This window comes from Liberibacter crescens BT-1 (assembly GCF_000325745.1).
GTDB classification, from domain to species: Bacteria; Pseudomonadota; Alphaproteobacteria; order Rhizobiales; family Rhizobiaceae; genus Liberibacter; species Liberibacter crescens.
Genome location: NC_019907.1, coordinates 1 through 21410 on the forward strand (window position 1 = coordinate 1; position 21410 = coordinate 21410).

Sequence of the window (21410 nt, forward strand, 5' to 3'; positions counted from 1 at the left end):
GAAATCGTTTTTGATTTAGTAAAATAATGAATTTTGAAAAGAAAACTATTTTTGCTTTATCAAGTGGTCGTCTTCCTTCAGCTATTGCTATTATTCGTTTATCTGGGCCTAAGGCTTTTCAAGCTTGTCAAAGCCTTTGTAAAGATAAAGTTTCATTTTTACGTACTATATCTTTAAAAAATTTTATAGGTAAAGATGGGAAAGTTTTAGATAAAGGTTTATTATTATGTTTTCCAGCACCTCATTCATTTACTGGTGAAGATTGTGTTGAATTTCAGGTTCATGGTGGTCCTGCTGTTGTTCGTGCAATTTTGAAAGAATTAGGAAATATACCAGGTTTGTATCATGCAGAACCTGGAGAATTTTCTCGTCAAGCTTTTGAAAATGGTAAACTTGATTTACTTGAACTAGAAGGATTGTCTGATTTAATTTTTTCTGAAACAGAAATGCAGCGTCGTCTTTCTCATGAGAGGGTTTCTGGTAGTTTATCTAATTTATACAATAGATGGTCTCAAAAATTAACTGTTATACGTGCCTTTATAGAAGCAGAACTAGATTTTTCTGATGAAGAAGATATAAAGAATTTCAAATTTGAAGAAATTTGGCAAGAGCTTTCTTTTTTTCAAGAAGAATTAAAAAATCATATTTTTCAAGGAAAATTAGGAGAAATTATTCGTGATGGTTATAAAATTGCTATAGTTGGACATCCTAATGCAGGAAAATCAAGTTTGTTTAATGCATTAGCAAAACGAGATGTATCTATAGTAACAAATATTCCTGGTACTACACGTGATATTCTTACATTAGATTTAGATTTGGATGGTTATCTTGTAAAGATATTGGATACAGCAGGTATTCATGAAACAGATGACAAAATTGAAAAAGAAGGGATTAGAAGAGCACAATTAGCCATTAAGGAAGTTGATTTGGTTCTTTTATTAAAAGAAATTTCTTCAGATCTAAAAGTAGATTTTATCCCAAAAAATATTGATGTTCTTTTTATTGGTACGAAAAATGATCTTCATCATGAAATTGATGAAGATTATGATCAAACTATATCAATAGTTACAGGAGAAGGATTAAATGATTTAATCAATAAAATAAAAAATATTATTGATAATAAATTTAGAGAAGTGTCTATGGTAATTCCGAGTCAAAAAAGACACTTAGAACACTTATCACAAGTGAGTTTTCATTTAGATAATGTATTTAATCAAAAAGAATGTGGATTAGATATTGTTTCTGAAAATTTAAGATTAGCAGCTGTATCTCTTGGAAAAATAACAGGAAGTATTGATATAGAACAACTTCTTGATGTTATTTTTTCAAAGTTTTGTATTGGTAAATAAAAATTAGATATAGAATATGATGAGGTAAATTTTGATAAATTCAAGCTATGATGTTATAATTATAGGTGGCGGACATGCTGGTTGTGAAGCCGCTAGTGTCTCTTCCCGTCTTGGTGCTCGTACTGCTCTTATAACTCACAGATTTTCTACTATAGGATCTATGTCTTGTAATCCAGCTATTGGAGGTCTTGGAAAAGGACATCTTGTTCGGGAAATAGATGCTTTAGATGGTTTAATGGGTCGTGTTTCTGATGTAGCAGGGATACAATTTCGTATGTTAAATCTTAAAAAAGGTCCAGCAGTCCGTGGACCTCGTACTCAAGCAGATAGAAAATTATATAAATTAGCAATGCAAGAAGAGATTAGATCACTTGCTAATCTTGAAGTTATTGAAAAAGAAGCTTTTGAGCTTCTTATAGAAGATGGAAAAATTTCTGCAGTGATCACAAAAGATGGTCATAAAATATATTGTAATACAGTTGTTTTAACAATAGGAACCTTTTCACGTGGCATGATTCATATAGGAAATTTGAAAATTCCTGCAGGAAGAATGGGAGAAGCTCCTTCAGATAATATTATTGATACATTAATTAAACTAAAATTTGAAATTGGACGTTTAAAAACTGGTACACCAGCACGACTTAAAAAAGAAACTATTCGTTGGGATCAAGTTGGCAGGCAAACTGCTGATGAGAATCCTATTCCATTTTCTTTTATGACGGATAAAATTAATAATCCTCAAATTGAATGTGGAATTACAAGAACAACATCAGAAACACATCGTATTATTTCTGAAAATATTAAATTGTCTTCAATATATTCTGGGAATATTGTAGCTGTTGGTCCAAGATATTGTCCATCTATAGAAGATAAAATTGTTAGGTTTGGTGAACGCGATGGTCATCAAATATTTTTGGAGCCGGAAGGGTTAGATAGTGATATCATTTATCCAAATGGAATCTCAACTTCCTTACCAAAAGAAATTCAACATGAATTCATTCGTACTATTCCTGGATTAGAAAATGTAGAAATTATCCAGCCTGGATATGCAATTGAATATGATTATGTAAATCCACAAGAATTGTTTCCAACCTTAGAAACTAAGAAAGTATCAGGATTATTTTTAGCTGGACAAATTAATGGTACAACTGGTTATGAGGAAGCGGCAGCACAAGGGTTAGTTGCTGGAATGAATGCTTGTCGTAAAGCATTTGATTTAGATTGCGTTTATTTTAGTAGAACTGAATCGTATATTGGTGTTATGATAGATGATCTTACATCTAAAGGTGTTAGTGAACCATATAGAATGTTTACTTCTCGTGCAGAATATCGTCTTTTACTTCGTGTAGATAATGCTGATATTCGTTTAACCCCTTTTGGAATAAAATTAGGATGTATTGGAAAAGAGAGAAAAATACGTTTTGAACACTATTTGAATGAATTAAATAAAGGTCGTACTCTTTTAAAGTCTTTATCAATAACTCCTAAACAAGCTTCTTATTTTGATATTTCTTTTAAACAAGATGGAAAAATTCGTAGTGCTTACGAATTTTTATCCTATCCTCAATATTGTATTGATAAGCTTTATTCAATATGGCCTGAAACTTCTCAACTTTCTCTAAAAATTCTTGAACAACTTAAAATTGAATCATCTTATGAAGTTTATATAGAAAGACAAAATGTTGATATTATAGAAGTTCAACGGGAAGAAAATAGATTAATTCCAAAAGATTTTAATTATTCTGATCTCCCTTCTCTTTCGAATGAGTTAAAATTAAAATTAAATCAAATAAGGCCTTTTAATTTAGCTCAAGCTGCAAAAATTGATGGAATGACTCCTGCTGCTTTATCTTTATTATTGTTTTATTTAAAAAAGAATTTTATTATAGAAGATAAAAATATCTTAAATAGAATTGTAAATTAGTTTATGAAAGATTTTAAGGTTCTCTTAGATAATTTTTATGTTTCACGTGAAACACAAGAAAGATTACAACATTTTTATTTTTTATTTTTAAAATGGTCTGCTACTATAAATCTTGTTTCTTCTTCAGATAGAAAAGATTTATGGGTTCGTCATATTCAAGATAGTTTACAAGTCTTTTATTTACATCCTATCCCTTCTGTTTGGTTAGATCTTGGTAGTGGTGGTGGTTTTCCAGGTATTATGGTAGCTATCCAGCTGGCAGAACTTAAAGATGGATGGGTAAATCTAATTGAAAGTAATCATAAAAAAGCAAGTTTTTTACGTATTGCTCTCCAAGAAACTGGAGCAAGAGGTACTGTTTATCCTTTACTTATACAAAAAGCTCCTGAATTTATTCAGAAATGTGATGTAATTTCAGCTAGAGCATTAACAAGTTTTGAATGTCTTTTAGAGTATAGTTTTCCTTGGTTAAAAGAAAATAATAATTGTAAAGCTTTTTTTTATAAAGGTTGTAGTTATAAAAATGAAGTTAATAAAGCGTGTAATCATTGGACTTTTTCTCTTATAGAACATAAAAGTGCTATTGAGTGTAGTTCTGTAATTTTAGAAGTTACAAATCTTAAAAGAAAATAATTTCTTATCTTTTTGAAAGGAGATTAATCATGAATATGAAGTGTACTCGTATTATAACTATAGCAAACCAAAAAGGAGGTGTAGGAAAAACTACTACAGCTATAAATCTTTCTACTGCTTTAGCAGCTATTGGAGAGAATGTTCTTTTAGTTGATCTTGATCCTCAAGGAAATGCAAGTACTGGATTAGGAATCGAGAGACGTGATAGAAAGTTTTCTTCTTATGATATTTTGGTAGGTTCATCTAGTTTAGATAATGTTCTTATAAAAACATCAATTCCTAATTTATCAATTATTCCTTCAACTATGGATTTGTTAGGAATAGAAATGGAAATAGGAACAAGAAAAGATAGAGTTTTTTGTCTTTCTAAAGCTCTTAATGTTGAAGAAATTAAAAATTTTACATATGTTTTATTAGATTGTCCTCCTTCTTTTAATCTCTTAACTATGAATGCAATGGTAGCAGCTCATTCAGTACTTGTTCCATTACAATGTGAGTTTTTTGCTTTAGAAGGTCTTAGTCAGCTTTTAGAAACAGTTAATGAAGTTCGAGATACAGTCAACCCAAACCTTGATATACAAGGAATTGTTTTAACTATGTTTGATTCAAGAAATAACTTAGCTCAACAAGTTGTTACTGATGTTAGAAATAATCTTGGAGAAAAAGTATATCGTACTCTTATTCCAAGAAATGTTAGAATTTCTGAAGCTCCTTCTTATGGAAAACCAGCAATTTTATATGATATCAAATGCACAGGCAGTCAAGCTTATATAAAATTAGCTTCTGAAATGATTGAACGAGAAAGAGAACGTAAAGCTGCTTAACTTGAAAGAAAAAAAATGAATGAGAATCATTCTAAACGTAGGCTTGGACGTGGACTTGCTGCTCTTATAGGAGAAATAGATCGACCTTTTGATAATAAAAATAGAAATTTTTCAGTTAATCCAGATAGTTTTATTCCTATTGAATTTATATCATCTAATTTAAATAATCCACGATCTGCATTTAATGAAGAAGAATTACAAGATCTCGCTCAATCAATTCGTCGTTACGGGATTGTGCAGCCAGTAATTGTACGTACATTAAAAGAAGATTCTTATGAAATAATTGCTGGTGAACGACGTTGGCGTGCTGCTCAATTATCTGGATTACTAAAAATTCCTGTTATTATTCGTGATGTAGATGAAAAAACTGCACTTGAAATTGCCATTGTTGAAAATGTTCAACGTAAAGATTTAAATCCAATAGAAGAAGCTTTAGGGTATGAAAAATTAATTGCAGAGTATGAATATACACAAAATGATCTTGGAGAAATTATTGGAAAAAGTCGTAGTCATATTTCTAATATATTAAGGCTTTTAAAATTACCTGATTCTGTTAAAGAGTTACTTGTAAAAGGAGAATTATCTTTAGGTCATGCACGTTCTTTAATTTTAACTCCTGATCCTGCATCTTTAGCTAAAATTGTTGTTTCTAAAGGAATGTCAGTACGTGATACAGAAATTTTAGCAAGAAATTCTATAAATAAAAAAAATAATCAAAAAGATTCTTCAAAGAATCAAAGAAAAAAAGACGATACAATAATTCTATTTGAACAGAATTTATCTGATAAACTGAATCTTAAAGTACAAATTAATACCCGAAATAGTGGTGGAGAAATATGCATTTATTATAAATCAATAGAAGATTTAGAAAAAATATATTCGTTATTAGGAAGAGATTAATTTTTTAAATGTCTTAAAAAGATAAAAAATAAGATTAATAAATTTAGAAGATACAATCTATTAAAAATTATAATATTTTTAATTATTAGTAGTTTCTTGTGAAATTGATAAAAGAGATTGTAAAATTAATATTTTTTCAATTGTAGGTGTTTTTCTTGTTTGTTCAATAGTTTTGTCAATTTTATATAATATTTTTTTTATTTGTTTTATTTTCCATATTTTAAGTGCTTTTTGTAAAGCAGCTTTTCTTTTAAAAAAAATATTTTTTCCATATTTTTGTAATACTTCTGTAACAGAAAGATTTTTGTATTCTATTTCTATACGCATGGTATATAAAAGTTGAAATTTACGTAAGCATGCTTGTAATAAAACAGTTGCAGGAATCTTTTCTAAGAAAATTTTTTTAGTGAATTGAAGTAAATCGGATGTGTTTCCACATATAAGTGAATCTACAGCATCATCAATAGATATAATACTACAATCTCCAATAATATCTATAACATCAGATTCTTCTATAAGAGGTTTTTTTGAACAATAGAGCAATAGTTTACGTATTTCGTTACGTGAAGCAATACGATCTCCTCCTAGATATTTTATTAATATTTGACGTGCTTTAGTTGTTATCTTTGCTTTTTCAATAAGAAGCTCTTTATCGATTAAAGAATTTAATATACGTATATCATCATTGTAACAGGATATAGAAACTATAGAATTTACTTTTTCTGTTATTTTTCTAATAGGATTATCTTTTTTAAATTCTCCTGTTGTAATGATAATTTTATTTTTTTCTGGAGGATATTTAATAATATGTTCTAAATATTCTAAAATAAATTTTTCAGTGGATATATCTTTTATTATAATGATCTTTTTTTCATTAAATAAACTGGTTGAATTTACTTCATCTAAAAATTTTGTTTTTTCCTTTTGAATTTCAGATAAGTTTAAATTAATAAAAGAAAATGGATTATTATAGGAAATACCAAGACTTTCTTTAAGTATATCAGTTGTTTCTGATATAAGCCCTCTATCTGGGCCATAAATAATAAATAAATAATATGAAAAAATATTTTTTAGAATAAATTTTTCTAATTCGTAAGATTTGATTTCTATCATAAATTTATTTTAAATTACTTATTACATTAATAATATCAATATTTATGCTTTCTGCTAACTCTTTAGCAGCTCTTTCTTCAGCATTTCGAATAGCACGAATCTTAGCGAATGCTTGCTCTGAAAAATCAACTAAAGATGTGGTAGATAAAGAACCTTTATGAATTATTTTGCCATCAGAGATGGTTTGTAAAGCATAAACTGCTGTTAGTGTAATACGTCCTGATAATGCTTTATCAGAAGAATTAACAAGAAGTACATCAGTTGTATTAGAGGTAACATTCATAATAAGTTTATATTGATATGTTTGTTCTTTATTATTTTTTCCATGGAAAAATAAAAAAAACAAATGATTTCGTACTAGTTGTTCAACATAATTAGTCGCTGCAGAAATCTCTATAGAGTTAGATTTTATTATCGCATTACTGGAATTGCTATAATAAAGAGGCTTTACTTGGCAACTATCAAGTAAAAAAACACTAAAAAAAGGAAATAATATTTTAAACCAATCTCTTAAATTAAATAACAATGTTTACAATCCTCTGAGGAACTACAATAATTTTTTTAGGGGAACGTCCTTTTAAATCATTCTGTATAGCTTCTAAGTTTAATACTGTTTTTATAATAGTATCTTTGTCTGCTTTTTTGAAGATTTTAAATTCGAAACGCTTTTTGCCATTTATTTGAATAGGAAGAGTTATATAGATATCTTGAATTAAAGAGGCATCAAAAACTGGCCATTTTTGACAAGCTACTAACCCTTTATTGCCTAAAGCCTCCCAGCATTCTTCTGAAAAATGTGGTGTTATAGGAGAAATTATTAGAATAAGTATTTCTACAGCATCCCTGATAGCAGAAACTAAAGATTTAGTAGCTTTTCCTTCTGCTATCTTTACAAGTGGTTTCTCTAAAATATTTACAAGCTCATGAATATAGGCAACAACTTTATTAAAAGCTAATTTTTCATAAGCTTCTTCTATTAATTTAAGTATTTTATGCACAGACTGAGAAATATGAAATTCTTCACCTGTTTTTGCAGCTTTCGGACTCACTTTTTGTAATTCAATCTTTGCATTATTAAATAAACGCCAGATATTTTGTATAAAACGATACACAGAATCAATTCCAGATTGAGACCATATAATATCACGATCTGGAGGAGAATCAGAAAGAACAAATAAGCGCGCTGTATCAGCTCCGTAAGTTTCTATAATTTTTCTTGGATTAATGACATTCTTTTTTGATTTTGACATCTTTTCTATTGGACCAATAGTAATTTCTGAATTATCAGAAATTAAAAAAGCACGACGAATTCCATCAATTTCTTTGATATATACTTCACTAACAGAAAAATATTCTTTTTTAAAATCTTTAATACGGGAATAGGTTTCATGAACAACCATTCCTTGAGTAAAAAGATTCTTAAAAGGCTCTTTATTTTTAGTAAATCCAGTCATATACATTGCTCTAGAAAAGAAACGTGCATAGAGAAGATGTAAAATTGCATGCTCAACTCCACCAATATATTGGTCAACTGGCAACCAAGAGCTAGAAAGATTAATATCTGTAGGTTTTTTGCAGTCAGGTGATATAAAACGTGTATAATACCATGCAGAATCTACAAAGGTATCCATAGTATCTGTTTCACGCGTAGCTTCAGAAGGACACTTTGGACATAAAACTTTTTTCCATGTTGGATGTCTATCAAGTGGATTTCCAGGTAAATCAAAATTGACATCTTCTGGTAATATGACAGGGAGATTCTCTCGATCTACCTGAATGATTCCACAATTTTTGCAATGAATAATTGGAATTGGACAACCCCAATAACGTTGACGTGATATTCCCCAATCACGTAAACGAAAATTTACTTTCCGTTTAGCTTGGGGAATGGCATTTAAGATTTTTTTTTCTAAACAAGATGCGATATCTTCAAAACATTCTGAATTTAATTTACCATTAAGAAAATGAGAATTTATCATTAACCCTTCACCAGTATAGGCGTTATCTTTTATACAAAAAGTATCAGAATTCTCATTAGATGGCATCACTACAGGGATAATAGGTAAATTATACTTTTGAGCAAACTTTAAATCACGTTGATCAGCAGACGGACAGCCAAAAACTGCTCCTGTTCCATATTCCATAAGAACAAAATTAGCAATATAAACAGGTATTTCCCATGTTGAATCGAAAGGATGTTTTACACGGATTCCAGTGTCTATTCCTTTTTTTTCAGCATTTTCTAACATAATCAAAGATGTTCCTATTTGATTTGTTTCTTTACAAAATGCTTTTATATCAGGATTTTTTTCTGAAAGAATTTTAACAAGTGGATGGTCAACAGATATAGCTAAAAAAGATGCTCCGAATATTGTTTCAGGGCGTGTTGTATATACTGTTAGTTCTTTTATGTCTTCTATATCACAAGCTGCTATTTCCCAGCGGATTTCTAAACCTTCTGAACGACCAATCCAATTTTTTTGCATGAGTTTGACTTTTTCTGGCCATTCAACCAGCTGCTCAAGCGCTTCAAGAAGTTCTTGGGAAAAATCAGTTATCTTGAAAAACCATTGTTTTAAATTACGTTTTTCAATCAAAGCAGAAGAACGCCACCCACGACCATCTATTACTTGTTCATTTGCAAGAATCGTTTGATCAACAGGATCCCAATTAACTTGTGATTCTTTACGATATACTAATCCTTGATCCATAAAATCTAGAAACATCATTTGCTGGTGATAATAATAGTTTACATCACAAGTAGCAAATTCTCTGTCCCAGTCTATTGATAAACCTATAGAACTAAGTTCATGTTTCATCGTAGAGATATTCTGGTAAGTCCATTCCTTTGGATGAATTTTTTTTTCACGTGCTGCATTTTCTGCAGGCATTCCAAAGGCATCCCATCCCATGGGATGGAGAACGTTAAATCCTTTAGCTCTTTTGTAGCGTGCTACTACATCACCCATTGTATAGTTTCGAAGATGCCCCATATGAATATTACCAGATGGGTATGGAAACATTTCTAATACATAGTATTTGTTATGTGTTTCTGTAATATCAGCTTTAAAAATATTTTTCTCTGCCCACAAGCATTGCCATTTAGGTTCAGAAGTAATGTGATTATAATATTTTATTTCCATGGAAATTATCTATCCGAAATCATTAATTATGAATATACTATCAGTTTTCCAACACGAAAATCTTTATCAGTCAAGTTTTATAGTATAATAAAATTTTATAAGTTATTTTTTGATTTAAATAATTGAATCAATACCAGGTAAGTAAGAAAACACTTATGCTAGAAGAAAGATTATATGAAGTTAAACAAAAAATATTAAATAGTGAAATTTCTGCTAATCGTGCAGTAAATAGTGTATCTTTAGTTGCTGTATCAAAAAATTGCAACATTGAAAAGATTCGATTAGCTTTAGTTTGTGGACAACGTGTTTTTGGCGAAAACAGAGTTCAGGAAGCAAAAAGAAAATGGACAACTCTTAAGAAAGAATATCCTGTCGAATTAAGATTAATTGGTCCACTTCAGTCTAATAAAGTTGTAGAAGCTGTTGAGCTTTTCGATATCATTGAGGCTGTCTACAGAGAAAAAATAGCTTGTTCTCTTGCAATTGAAATGAATAAACAGAAACGTAAGTTACCAATTTATATTCAAGTTAATACAGGCCTTGAAGAACAAAAAGCTGGTGTTATGCCTAAGGATACAAAGAGATTTGTATCTCTTTGTCAACAAAAATTTGGTCTTATTGTTGAAGGATTAATGTGTATTCCTCCTGTTAATGAAATACCTGGTCCTCATTTTGCTTTATTAGCGAAACTTGCTAAAGAATGTAATGTTCAGAAATTATCCATGGGTATGTCACAAGATTACGAGACAGCCATATCTTTTGGATCAACAAGTGTACGTATTGGAACGAGTATATTTGGAAATCGCTAACTAAAAAATTATTGGGATTATCCCATGAGTATAATGAAGTCATTTTGATAGTGTTATTTTATAGATTAAGAGAAATGATGTATGAAATATCGGATATGATCGTACAATCTTGAATTAAAACTCTTAGAAGAAGGTAGGGAAGACTTTAAAATCATAGAGGGATAAGTTTGAGTATGCTATTCTTGCTTATTGTACTTTGTGACTCATTTTTTTCTATCTCCAAAAACACAGCTTTCTAAAAGCTGCTTAAAAATAAAATTCATGTGATTCTATATAATTTCATTGAACAATAGATAATAAATAAATTTATATCTATATTTTTAAAGTAGAAAGAATTTTATGATGCTATTCATAGAAGAATATTTTATAAAATCGATATTTTATTCAATAAATAAAAATTATAATTAATTTATACTATGAGTTTACTAAAATGTACTTTCTTAAAAAGATATTTTTATGTCGTAAGGGCAATTTTATTATATTAACAGCCTTGTTGATGCCGGTTTTTCTTTCTATGGTAGGCTTTGCCATTGATACATCCAGGATGATTTTGACCCGTAATTCATTGCAGGACGCAACTGATGCTGCTACTTTAACGGCTGCTTCAGCAATTTTTAAAAAAGCAAACACTAATCCTGATGTCAGTATTAATGTGGCCACGATGACAGAATTGGTCAGGAATAGTTTGCAAAAACAATTATTAAATCTCTTTACTCAGAACATAGCTCAAAAACTTTCTACGGATGCAAAGGTTACAATTAAGAAAGCCTATCATGATTCACCTGAATATAACATTCAGGCTGTTACCTTTTATGATATGCCCCTGAGCTCTTTTTCTTTTGAAAGAATTATTTCGGGGCATGGTTCAGTAACAATATCAACGAGTAGTGTCTCCAAGGCGGTTCTTCCTAATCCTGATACAAGAATTGGTGTCTCGGTTGAATATGTACAAGATTTTTCTGATTCTAAGAAGCCAGCTCAATACCCAATGCATGAAACTGCAAATAGTGGTTTAGCGCAATCATTGTTTGAGCGGACAGATATTGATTTGGGGAGCTATTTATTACTGGGACAAACTGCGTATTCGAGTCAAGTTTATTCTGATGATGATTCAAATGGAACTTTATTTTGGCAGACTCCTGAAAATATAGCTCGGATTAAAAAGGGGAGTCCTCCTACACCTGGTACGAACAACTATCTGGCCATGAGGATTGCTTATGATAAGCTGACGTCGGCTTATGAAGCATCAGAACAGAAAAAGAAGAAGAATAAGATCGTAAAAAAATATGTTATTGCAGAATTTTTAACCGATAATGATGACAGTACGAATGATCAGAGAACCTTGAGCCTCTGTAAAGAGATGAAACAGAAGGGGATACGCATATTTACATATGCATATGGTGATGTTTCTAATCGAACTAAACAACTTGCAGTATCCTGCGCTACTTCTAGCGACGATAGTTATACCGGTAATAATGAAGTTGATCTGGATAAATTTTCAAAAGATGTAGGTATTAACAAGATTGGAATTCAGGTAAAAACAGGAGTGCTCGTTAACAGTTAAAATATTATGATGAAGTTTATTTTCTTTCGGTTGAAAATATTTCATCACTCCTTTTGGAGGAGACACTAGATAAATACCATGTTATTACATCCAGTCTGTTTCTGATGAGAAAAACCAATAGATGTAATCATTGATGCTCTTTTCACAGAGCCGATAAAAAGGGAAAAAACGATAGACACTTGGTAGTAGATTTGATGAAAAACCAGAGAAAAAGAAAAGAAATGAAATTTATAAGTTATTAATTTTAAATAAAAATATATAAAAATTCATTTTTAATATGAACCTTGAAGTTTTTCACCAATATCTTCTACCAATGGTTCTATACGATTATTGGCACTTTTTTTGACTTCTAAATCCAGATCAATTTGTGAACAAAGACCTAATGTTACAGGATCAATAGGAGTTAACTTTGCAGAATTCCAATGCGTACGATCGCGAATTTGTTCAATTGTTGATTTTGTTGTACCTACTAAACGTGAAATTTGTATATTCTTAAGCTCAGGATGGTTGCGAATAAGCCATAATATAGCATTAGGCCTGTCTTGACGTTTTGAAACTGGTGTATAACGTGCTCCACGTCTTTCAATCTCAGGTATTCTAATCCTAGGTTCAGAAAGTTTTATCTTGTAATTTTTATCAGCTTCCCCTTTTGTAATTTCATTACGAGTAAGTTGACCAGTAGCAATAAGATCAAGACCTTTTATTCCTTGTGATGTTTCTCCGTCTGCAATAGCTTTAATTTCAAGAGGATGAAGTTTGCAAAATTCTGCTATCTGATTGAAAGAAAGCGATGTATTATCTATAAGCCATATAGCACTAGATTTAGGCATAAGAGGTTGTCTAGACATTTATTAATCTTTCTATATTATTAAAATTAACTCAACTTAGATGATAGCAGAAGACATATAAAAATGAAATATAGACTTAAGATCTTTTTAAAAAAGCTATTTTCATAGTCACATTTATGTTAATAAATATTAGTTAACTGAATACTTGTTAAGTATAGGTGTATTACATTTTAGTTATAATTACACCTATTAATAAATATAAAAATTAGAAGTTTTATTTTATAAATTAAGAGTTAAAAATCAATTGTTAACTTTAATAAATATTTAATAAATCCATCATTTTAAAAAGAGTACTGACTTTGAAGATAAAGGCATTTTTCAAAGTATTAAAAATAAAATAAGTGAAATGGATTTATTGTAATGCCTAGATATATGAGTACATCCAAAAATAATAAAGGCTTTTTAGCATGGGTTTACAGGAAGCTACTGGTATTGTCAGGCTTCTTGTTAGTAGCTCTTGTTGTAGCTTTTGTTTTAGCTTTAGCAACATGGGATGTTTACGATCCTAGCTATTCCTATGCTACCTCTCGTCAGCCTAATAATCTTTTAGGCTATAGTGGTGCTGTTTTTGCTGATATCATGATGCAATTTTTGGGCCTTTCAAGTGTTATATCACTATTACCTTTGATTTCATGGTCATTAGCATTAATATCTGGAAAAAAACTTGGACGTTGGTTAGAACGTTTTGGAGCTTGGATAGCAAGCTTATTTTTTTCTACGGCGTTTCTTGCATGTTACCCTCCTTCATCAACATGGCCTATTCAAAATGGATTTGGTGGGATCATTGGTGATATGGTGATGCGCTTACCTGTATTATTTATTGGCAGTTATCCAACAGGAGCTTTTGCTTTTTTGTTTCAGATAATACTTGTAATGATTACAATATGGTTAATGCTATTTTCTTCTGGAATTATTGGAACTTTTAAAGTTAAAGAATTCAATGAACAGGAAAAAAATTTAGAAAGTCCAGAAGAATCAAAAAGTTTGTTAGCATTAGGTATTTTGGAGCATATTTGGTTTTCTTTTCAAGCGCACATGTTTCGTATTTTTAAAATAAGGAAATCATTTGTGTATTCGCCAAAAAAATCTCATGATTTTCATGATATTTCAGATTTAAAATTTGATAGTGAAAAGTTTGAAGATGATTCTGTTGGTTCTTCTTTTTTTAATCAACGAATAGAACCTATCTTAAGTGTAGATTATGCTGAAATAAATAGAAGAGAAAATAATGGTGATAAAAATTATTGTGATCAGGAATCAAAACTGAAAGACAATAAAAATTATAATAATAGCTTTTTTAGTGGTCAATCGAATCTTCAGTCTGATGTGTATATAGAAGAAAAGATTGGTTTTTCTCTTCCTTCGATCAAGTTTCTTAAAGAACCCAAAAATATTGGTAGTGCAACTACATTATCTCATAATGTATTGCAGAGTAATGCTCGTATGTTAGAAAGTGTATTAGATGATTTTGGTGTTAAAGGAGAAATTATTAATGTTCGGCCTGGTCCTGTAGTTACCCTTTATGAATTAGAACCTGCTCCAGGGATAAAATCATCACGTATTATTGGTCTTTCTGATGATATTGCCAGGTCTATGAGCGCAGTTGCAGCCCGTGTTGCCGTTATATCAGGACGTAATGTTATAGGGATTGAATTACCGAATGTTGTCCATGAAACTGTTTTTTTAAAAGAATTGATTATGTCTAGTCTTTTTCAAGAAACTAAAGCTAAGCTTGCTATAGCACTTGGGAAAAACATCGGAGGAGATCCTATAGTTGTTGATCTTGCAAAGATGCCACATCTTTTAATTGCCGGGACTACAGGTTCAGGTAAGTCCGTTGCTATCAATACAATGATTTTGTCTTTACTCTACAAAATGACACCAGAACAATGCCGTCTTATTATGATTGATCCAAAGATGTTAGAATTGTCTGTCTATGATGGAATACCACATCTTCTCTCACCAGTTGTTACTGATCCTAAAAAAGCCATTGTAGCACTTAAATGGATAGTACGTGAGATGGAAGAGCGTTATCGTAAAATGTCAAAAATAGGAGTGCGTAATATTGATGGATTTAATATGAGAGTTACACAAGCTCTTGATATAGGTGAAAATCTCAGTCGTACAGTCCAAACTGGATTTGATCAAAACAGTGGTGAAGCGATTTATGAAACAGAAGAATTTGATCTTCAACCTATGCCATATATTGTTGTTGTAATAGATGAAATGGCAGATTTAATGATGGTTGCTGGAAAGGATATAGAATCCGCTATACAACGTTTAGCACAAATGGCTCGAGCATCTGGTATTCATGTTATTATGGCAACACAGAGACCATCAGTAGATGTTATAACTGGAACAATTAAAGCTAATTTTCCAACACGAATGTCTTTTCAAGTGTCATCTAAGATTGATAGCCGAACTATTCTAGGTGAACAAGGGGCAGAACAGCTTCTTGGACAAGGTGATATGCTTTATATGACCGGTGGAGGGCGTATTCAACGTATTCATAGTCCTTTTGTGTCAGATAATGAAGTTGAAAAAATTGTATCATACCTAAAAACACAAGGATTACCAAAATATCTTGATAAAATAACAGACGATAGCGATGAGAAGTATAGTAACACTTTTGGGAAAAATAGTGTAACAAACTCTGATGAGTTATATAATCAAGCGGTTGCGATAGTATTACGGGATAAAAAAGCTTCTACTTCTTACATACAACGTCGTTTAGGTATTGGTTATAATCGTGCTGCTTCTTTAATCGAAAAAATGGAAGAAGAAGGAGTGATTGGCCCAGCTAGTAGTACTGGAAAACGAGAAATATTAGTATCATCAAATACAGATTTTTGTGAATAATGAATATATTTAGTAAAATTTATTCACAGATCAGATTTTTTCTTATGAAAGTCATTGCTCATGGATTTATTAATATTTAGAAAAAAGTTAATTCTTGGACTTATAATTTTTATTACACTTATAAGCTCATTAAGTTATTCTTTTCATGCTAAGGCTGCTGTTAAATCAGAAAATGTTCGAAAACTTTTTGAAAAGTTTTCATCTATACGAACAATGCAAGGTAAGTTTATACAGATTGGTTCCAGAGGAGAAGAAAGAACAGGAAAATTTTTTATTGAACGTCCTGGAAAATTAAGATTCGATTATGATAACCCTTATAAAGTAAAAGTTATTGCTGATGGAAAAAATGTAGCTATAGGTAATTCTGAGCTTAAAACGTGGGATATTTATCCTCTTTCTAAGACACCTCTTAATTTTATACTGTCTAGTAAATTAGATATGAATGATAGTATAGTTAGTGATATAAAAGAAGAAAAAGATTTTATTACTATAATATTATCTGAAAAAAATTCTAAAATTAACGATTATACTATTTCTTTAATATTTGATACCAATAATTATGAGCTTTTTCAATGGACAGTAAAAGATAGCAAAGGAGATAATACTTCTGTGAGTATTTTAGAGGTTAAAAATAATATTGATCTGAATGAGAAATTATTTAAAATTCCTTATGATGAAGTTCATAATTAAGTTAAATACAAAGTACTTATTATTTTCTTAAAGATTTGTGCAAGAATTAAATGACATTTTCTTTGGTTACGTGGAATGTTAATTCCTTGCGTTTAAGATGGCCTCTTATAGAAAGGTTTCTTAAAAAATTTTCGCCTAATATAATTTGTTTTCAAGAAACTAAATGTCCCAATCACTTATTCCCACTGGAAGCTTTTGAAAAATTTGGTTACAAGTATTTTGTGTTACATGGACAGAAAGCATACAATGGTGTTGCTATTTTAGCTCAATTCCCTTTAACAGAAGAACTGCGAAAAGGCTATTGTAACAATTCTGATGCTCGGTATGTTTCTGTTCTTTTTGAAAGATTTGGTAAACGTATTCGGTTACATAATTTTTATGTGCCTGCAGGAGGATATGAGCCTGATCCTATAAAAAATCCAAAATTTTCTTATAAGATTAAATTTCTTGAAGAGATGAAATCTATTCATTCTGACAATGAAGTTGATTGTTCATCAATCCTAGTAGGGGATCTTAATGTTGCTCCGCTTGAAAATGATGTTTGGTCACATAAAAAAATGTTGGGAGTTGTTAGTCATACACCTGTAGAAACAGAAGCTCTTTTAAAAATCATGGAGTATGGTGCATGGATTGATTTAATAAGATTACATATCCCAGAACATCAAAAAATTTATACTTGGTGGAGCTATCGAGCAATAAATTGGGAAGATGCTGATCGTGGACGCAGGTTAGATCATATTTGGTCTTCAAAAGATCTTTCTTGTTATTTGAACTCTGTTGAAATATTTAAAGAAGCTCGTGGTTGGCAACGTCCTTCAGATCATGTTCCAATAATAGCATACTTCAATTTTTAATCAATTTCTTCTTATTTTTTTACCAGACAACTCTCTATTATAGAGATTATATTATTCCGTATTCTTTTTTGGATGATGGAAGAAACTTGAGGATATTCTTTTAAAAGTTTATGAAATAGTTTTCGTGGAATACGCAAGATTTCAGAATCTTCCATGGCTGTTGCTGTATACTGATGTTCTATCAATGTTATTAATGCAAGTTCTGCAAGAAGGCTTCTTGAGCTTACTTGATTTTTTTCATATATAACGCCTTTAGTGTTTTTTTTAGATAATTCAAGTTTTCCTCTCATTACGACATAAGCGGATTCAGCTGGAGATTTCTCAAGGAAAAGCACATTATTAGATTTAATAATACGATGTTGTAACCCAGAAGCAACAACTTTTAGCTGTTCTTTGTTCATATTAGAAAATAAGGGAGTTTGAGATAAAAGAAAAATATCATCGTCTAGTGCCATGAAAAAGTACTATTTCTTCAAATTACTTAATATTATTACTCTATAAAATTATTTTATACCCACCATTTTCTGTTATTATAATTTCTTTATTGGCAGGATTGTGTTCAATTTTTTTTCGCAATCTATAGATATGGGTTTCTAGAGTATGAGTAGTAATCTTAGCATTATATCCCCAAACTTTTCGTAAAATTGTATCGCGTGATATTACTTTTTGTTGAGCATTGTAAAGACAGAAAATAATGTCAACTTCTTTTTCTGTAAGGTGTATTTTTTCCCCTGATGTATTTGTAATCAGTTTATAATCAGGTTGAAAAATATATGAACCTATTGTTAAGGAATTTTTTTTGTGTTGGCGCAGTTGAGAACGGATACGAGAAATTAAAATTGAAAAGCGAAATGGTTTTTTAACATAATAATGAGTGCTATTATCATTAATAATTTTATCCAGATTATTATTTTTTTTAGTAAGTATTATGATAGGTATTTTAAATCTATTTTTTTGAAATTCTTCTAGATCTTTTTTGTTAGTAGAATCTGAACAGTCAATATCTAATATTAATAGATCAATATTAATATCTAAACTAGAAGGAAGATTTTTTTCATCTATAACGTTGAATTCATTATTGATTTTTAATTGTTCTTTGATTGCGTCACAAAAACTTTTATTAGAACTTATTAGAAGAAGCGTCCATGTTGACATGGTTGACTTATTCCTTTGCATCTACATCAATTTTTATAATATATTCTATGTTAAGGCTACATAATATTTATTCAATATATTATTGATGGTTTTGGTATAAGTTTATTTATTAAGTTTTATCTCTGTAAGAGAAGAAAAGAGTACTTCTTTATCAACTTCGTTTAAATTTTTTTCTTGTACAGCTTTAAAGAAATCTTTCTTTAAGCTTTCATCTATTTTTTTATTGGATTTAAGGTAATTTGCAATTTCTGCAATAATATTATTATTTATATTTGATATATCTGATCGAATTTCTTTTAAAGGAATATTACTTGTTTTCAGGTCAGGTTTTGATAACCAATCTGCAAAAAAACGATGTTGAATGGACTTTGCTACATTAATTTGAGTAATCATAAATCTTTTTATAGAATTAGAATCTATTCCCAAACTCTTGGAAAGCGCTAAAGAATTCTCTAAAACTTTTTTCTCCTGAACCAAATCTTGTATAGGTTGATTTTCTTGCATTTTATATCGTGCTACCTTTTCCATATAAGAAAGCCGTTTACTTATAAGAGATGTCACTCTATTAAAATCATCAGCATGAGCAAAAAACGGCATGATTAAAACACAAAAAATTGATAAGATTTTTACAACCTGTTTCATAGAATGCCCTATTAGTTAAAATCACGTAAAGATGAAAATTATAACGATAAGCTATAAACTTGTAAAAATCAACTTTTACTTACTTTGGAAGGCTTTTTAAAAGCTATAAGAGCTTCTCTTGCTAATTTATCAACTTGTTCATTTTCTTTATGTCCGGCATGTCCTTTTATCCAGTGTAGAGTAACAGTATGTTTATTTTTAGCTTTTGCAAGTTTTTGCCAGAGTTCTACATTTTTTATGGATTTTTTTTGAGAATTAAGCCAACCATTTTGTTCCCATTCGTATATCCATTGAGATATACCTTTTTGCACGTATACACTATCAGTATAAAGATCAACTTTACAAGGGTACTTGAGGCAGTTAAGAGCTGATATTGCTGCTGTCAGCTCCATACGATTATTAGTGGTTTGTTCTTCTCCACCGAAAATTGTTTTCTCTATTGTTCCGTATCGTAATAGCGCTCCCCAGCCTCCAGGTCCTGGATTCCCGGAACAAGCTCCATCAATGTATACTTCAACATGTTTCAAAATTTAAAAACCTATATTTTTTTATAGAAGATATTTTATAAAACCTTAATTTTTCGAGATATTCTAAAGGATCTTTTTTAATTACGAAAGCACTATCTGGAATAGTGAGTTTATCGTAAAGGCGTGTTAAGAAAAACCGTAAAGCTGCCCCTTGCACAAGTAAAGGTAAAGCTTCTCGTTCTTGTTGGTTCATAATTCTTCTTGAGTTGTAACCTTCTATAAGAGCATTTGCTTTATTAATATTGTAAGTACCGCTTTTTTCAAAGCACCATGCATTGATACAAATTGCAAGATCATAAGCAAGGATATCATTGCATGAAAAATAAAAATCAATCATTCCTGAAAATTTATTCTCAAAAAAAAGAACATTATCTGGAAATAAATCTCCATGGATAATTCCTTGAGGTAAATTTTGGGGCCAATTTTTTTCAAGGAAACCGAATAAATCATTAATCTCGTTTTTCATGCTTGATTCGATATCAAATAGACAACATTTTTCCCAAATACTTTTCCATCCGAAAAGAGATAATTCATTTTTTCTATTAAGGTTAAAGTTTTGAGCTGTCTTATGCATAAAAGCTAAGATTGCACCAATCTCTTTACAATGGGATACTTCTGGTTCATGTAACGATATTCCTTTTAAAAAAGAAAAAATATTCGCTGGACGTTCAGAAATGTTGCCATAGATTTTACAATCTAATCTAGGGAGTGGTTGAGGGCATTTAAGCCCATTTTGATAAAGATAATTCATTAATCCAATAAAAAAAGGTAAATCCTTTTCTTTTATGCGTTTCTCATAAAGAGTAAGAATAAAAAAGCCTTTAGATGTTTTAAGAAGAAAATTAGAATTTTCTACACCCTCAAGGATATCTTTGTATGAATTTAGTTTGCCTATATTGTATTCACGTATAAATTTTTTCAAAATATCTTCAGATATCTTAGTATAAACTGCCAAAACATTGCCTATATAGTTAAAATAAAAAAGGAGCTCTTTGATTATAAAGAAGTTAAAATATATATATAAATTGCGATAAGATATTGATTTTAATAAGATACTTTGAAACTTAATTAAAGTTTATTCATGTATAATATACAGTTGATGAGAATGAAAAACATTATCTATGTTATAAATGGCCCAAACTTGAATTTATTGGGCAAACGTGAACCTTCCATATATGGACTTGAAACGTTGGACGATATTGAACTTGCTTGTAAGACGATTGCTATAAAGTTAGGTTTTGAAATACGATTTTTACAAAGTAATGCAGAACACCATCTTGTAAATTGGATTAATGAAGCTTGTGAAGATGCTTGCGGTATTGTTATTAATCTAGCCGCATATACTCATACATCCATTGCATCTCTGGATGCCCTCAAAATTTTTGAAGGACCTATTATAGAGGTTCATATTTCAAATCTATATAGACGTGAATTATTTAGGCATCATTCATATATATCATCTGTTGCAAGTGGGGTTATTATCGGTTGTGGAATTCAAGGTTATATTTTTGGAATAGAGCGTATTGCTATGCTTATTTCTAATAAGAACATATAATTTTTATATGACCACATTATT

General features: G+C 30.2%; 19 protein-coding genes and 1 pseudogene. 11 read left to right on the forward strand and 9 right to left on the reverse strand.

Annotation, left to right across the window (positions count from 1 at the left end; all coding sequences use genetic code 11):
• Positions 1-26: 26 nt before the first annotated feature.
• The 5 genes from mnmE to B488_RS00025 are packed head-to-tail and all read left to right on the forward strand — an operon-like array spanning position 27 to position 5630.
• Positions 27-1349 (forward strand): tRNA uridine-5-carboxymethylaminomethyl(34) synthesis GTPase MnmE, encoded by a 1323-nt coding sequence (gene mnmE, locus B488_RS00005; RefSeq protein WP_015272420.1) that lies wholly within the window; start codon positions 27-29, stop codon positions 1347-1349.
• Between the two features lie 31 nt (positions 1350-1380).
• Positions 1381-3273, forward strand: coding sequence for a tRNA uridine-5-carboxymethylaminomethyl(34) synthesis enzyme MnmG (mnmG, locus tag B488_RS00010; protein WP_015272421.1), 1893 nt, complete (start codon positions 1381-1383; stop codon positions 3271-3273).
• 3 nt (positions 3274-3276) lie between these two features.
• Complete coding sequence (gene rsmG / locus B488_RS00015; RefSeq protein ID WP_015272422.1) at positions 3277-3906, forward strand: 16S rRNA (guanine(527)-N(7))-methyltransferase RsmG; 630 nt, start codon at positions 3277-3279, stop codon at positions 3904-3906.
• A 29-nt stretch (positions 3907-3935) separates the two neighbouring features.
• Positions 3936-4730 (forward strand): ParA family protein, encoded by a 795-nt coding sequence (locus B488_RS00020; RefSeq protein ID WP_015272423.1) that lies wholly within the window; start codon positions 3936-3938, stop codon positions 4728-4730.
• A 15-nt stretch (positions 4731-4745) separates the two neighbouring features.
• A complete protein-coding gene (locus B488_RS00025) occupies positions 4746-5630 on the forward strand; it encodes a ParB/RepB/Spo0J family partition protein (protein ID WP_015272424.1) in 885 nt (294 codons plus the stop codon).
• 78 nt (positions 5631-5708) lie between these two features.
• On the opposite strand, the gene holA is transcribed toward B488_RS00025, so the two are convergent.
• Genes holA through leuS form a run of 3 tightly spaced genes read right to left on the reverse strand, consistent with a single transcriptional unit; the run spans position 5709 to position 9886 of the window.
• Positions 5709-6743, reverse strand: a complete 1035-nt coding sequence (gene holA, locus B488_RS00030) for a DNA polymerase III subunit delta (RefSeq protein ID WP_015272425.1) — start codon at positions 6741-6743, stop codon at positions 5709-5711.
• Between the two features lie 4 nt (positions 6744-6747).
• Entirely contained in the window at positions 6748-7269 is a 522-nt protein-coding gene (gene lptE / locus B488_RS00035) for an LPS assembly lipoprotein LptE (protein ID WP_015272426.1), read from the reverse strand.
• The gene (leuS, locus tag B488_RS00040) at positions 7259-9886 is read right to left on the reverse strand and encodes a leucine--tRNA ligase (protein ID WP_015272427.1); all 2628 of its coding nucleotides are present in this window, start codon (positions 9884-9886) and stop codon (positions 7259-7261) included. The genes lptE and leuS overlap by 11 nt, the downstream gene beginning before the upstream one ends.
• Before the next feature lie 155 nt (positions 9887-10041).
• Between leuS and B488_RS00045 the strand changes: the two genes are divergently transcribed.
• Together B488_RS00045 and B488_RS00050 are read left to right on the forward strand one after the other, a co-directional pair.
• Positions 10042-10695: a YggS family pyridoxal phosphate-dependent enzyme gene (locus tag B488_RS00045; RefSeq protein WP_015272428.1), complete on the forward strand. Its 654-nt coding sequence runs from the start codon at positions 10042-10044 to the stop codon at positions 10693-10695.
• A 430-nt stretch (positions 10696-11125) separates the two neighbouring features.
• The gene (locus tag B488_RS00050; protein ID WP_015272429.1) at positions 11126-12259 is read left to right on the forward strand and encodes a TadE/TadG family type IV pilus assembly protein; all 1134 of its coding nucleotides are present in this window, start codon (positions 11126-11128) and stop codon (positions 12257-12259) included.
• Between the two features lie 284 nt (positions 12260-12543).
• Here the strand turns inward: B488_RS00050 and B488_RS00055 are convergent.
• A pseudogene (locus B488_RS00055) lies at positions 12544-13107 on the reverse strand (DUF1013 domain-containing protein); the annotation flags it as partial.
• 360 nt (positions 13108-13467) lie between these two features.
• Here B488_RS00055 and B488_RS00060 point away from each other — a divergent pair.
• The 3 genes from B488_RS00060 to B488_RS00070 are packed head-to-tail and all read left to right on the forward strand — an operon-like array spanning position 13468 to position 17510.
• Positions 13468-15966 carry a DNA translocase FtsK gene (locus tag B488_RS00060; RefSeq protein WP_051012084.1) on the forward strand — a complete coding sequence of 833 codons (2499 nt, stop codon included), beginning with the start codon at positions 13468-13470 and terminating at the stop codon, positions 15964-15966.
• 60 nt (positions 15967-16026) lie between these two features.
• Positions 16027-16656, forward strand: a complete 630-nt coding sequence (locus B488_RS00065; RefSeq protein WP_015272432.1) for a LolA family protein — start codon at positions 16027-16029, stop codon at positions 16654-16656.
• Positions 16657-16706: 50 nt separating this feature from the next.
• The gene (locus tag B488_RS00070; protein WP_015272433.1) at positions 16707-17510 is read left to right on the forward strand and encodes an exodeoxyribonuclease III; all 804 of its coding nucleotides are present in this window, start codon (positions 16707-16709) and stop codon (positions 17508-17510) included.
• An 11-nt stretch (positions 17511-17521) separates the two neighbouring features.
• On the opposite strand, the gene B488_RS00075 is transcribed toward B488_RS00070, so the two are convergent.
• From B488_RS00075 to B488_RS00095, 5 genes are all read right to left on the reverse strand, one after another.
• A complete protein-coding gene (locus tag B488_RS00075; protein WP_015272434.1) occupies positions 17522-17965 on the reverse strand; it encodes a cyclic nucleotide-binding domain-containing protein in 444 nt (147 codons plus the stop codon).
• Positions 17966-18005: 40 nt separating this feature from the next.
• Positions 18006-18665: a response regulator transcription factor gene (locus B488_RS00080; protein ID WP_015272435.1), complete on the reverse strand. Its 660-nt coding sequence runs from the start codon at positions 18663-18665 to the stop codon at positions 18006-18008.
• Between the two features lie 102 nt (positions 18666-18767).
• Entirely contained in the window at positions 18768-19307 is a 540-nt protein-coding gene (gene aroQ, locus B488_RS00085; protein WP_015272436.1) for a gamma subclass chorismate mutase AroQ, read from the reverse strand.
• Between the two features lie 68 nt (positions 19308-19375).
• The gene (gene rnhA, locus B488_RS00090; protein ID WP_015272437.1) at positions 19376-19834 is read right to left on the reverse strand and encodes a ribonuclease HI; all 459 of its coding nucleotides are present in this window, start codon (positions 19832-19834) and stop codon (positions 19376-19378) included.
• A complete protein-coding gene (locus B488_RS00095) occupies positions 19821-20789 on the reverse strand; it encodes a homoserine kinase (protein ID WP_015272438.1) in 969 nt (322 codons plus the stop codon). The genes rnhA and B488_RS00095 overlap by 14 nt, the downstream gene beginning before the upstream one ends.
• Positions 20790-20915: 126 nt before the next feature.
• Here B488_RS00095 and aroQ (B488_RS00100) point away from each other — a divergent pair, with 126 nt between their 5' ends.
• Complete coding sequence (aroQ, locus tag B488_RS00100; protein ID WP_015272439.1) at positions 20916-21389, forward strand: type II 3-dehydroquinate dehydratase; 474 nt, start codon at positions 20916-20918, stop codon at positions 21387-21389.
• Positions 21390-21410 lie beyond the last annotated feature (21 nt).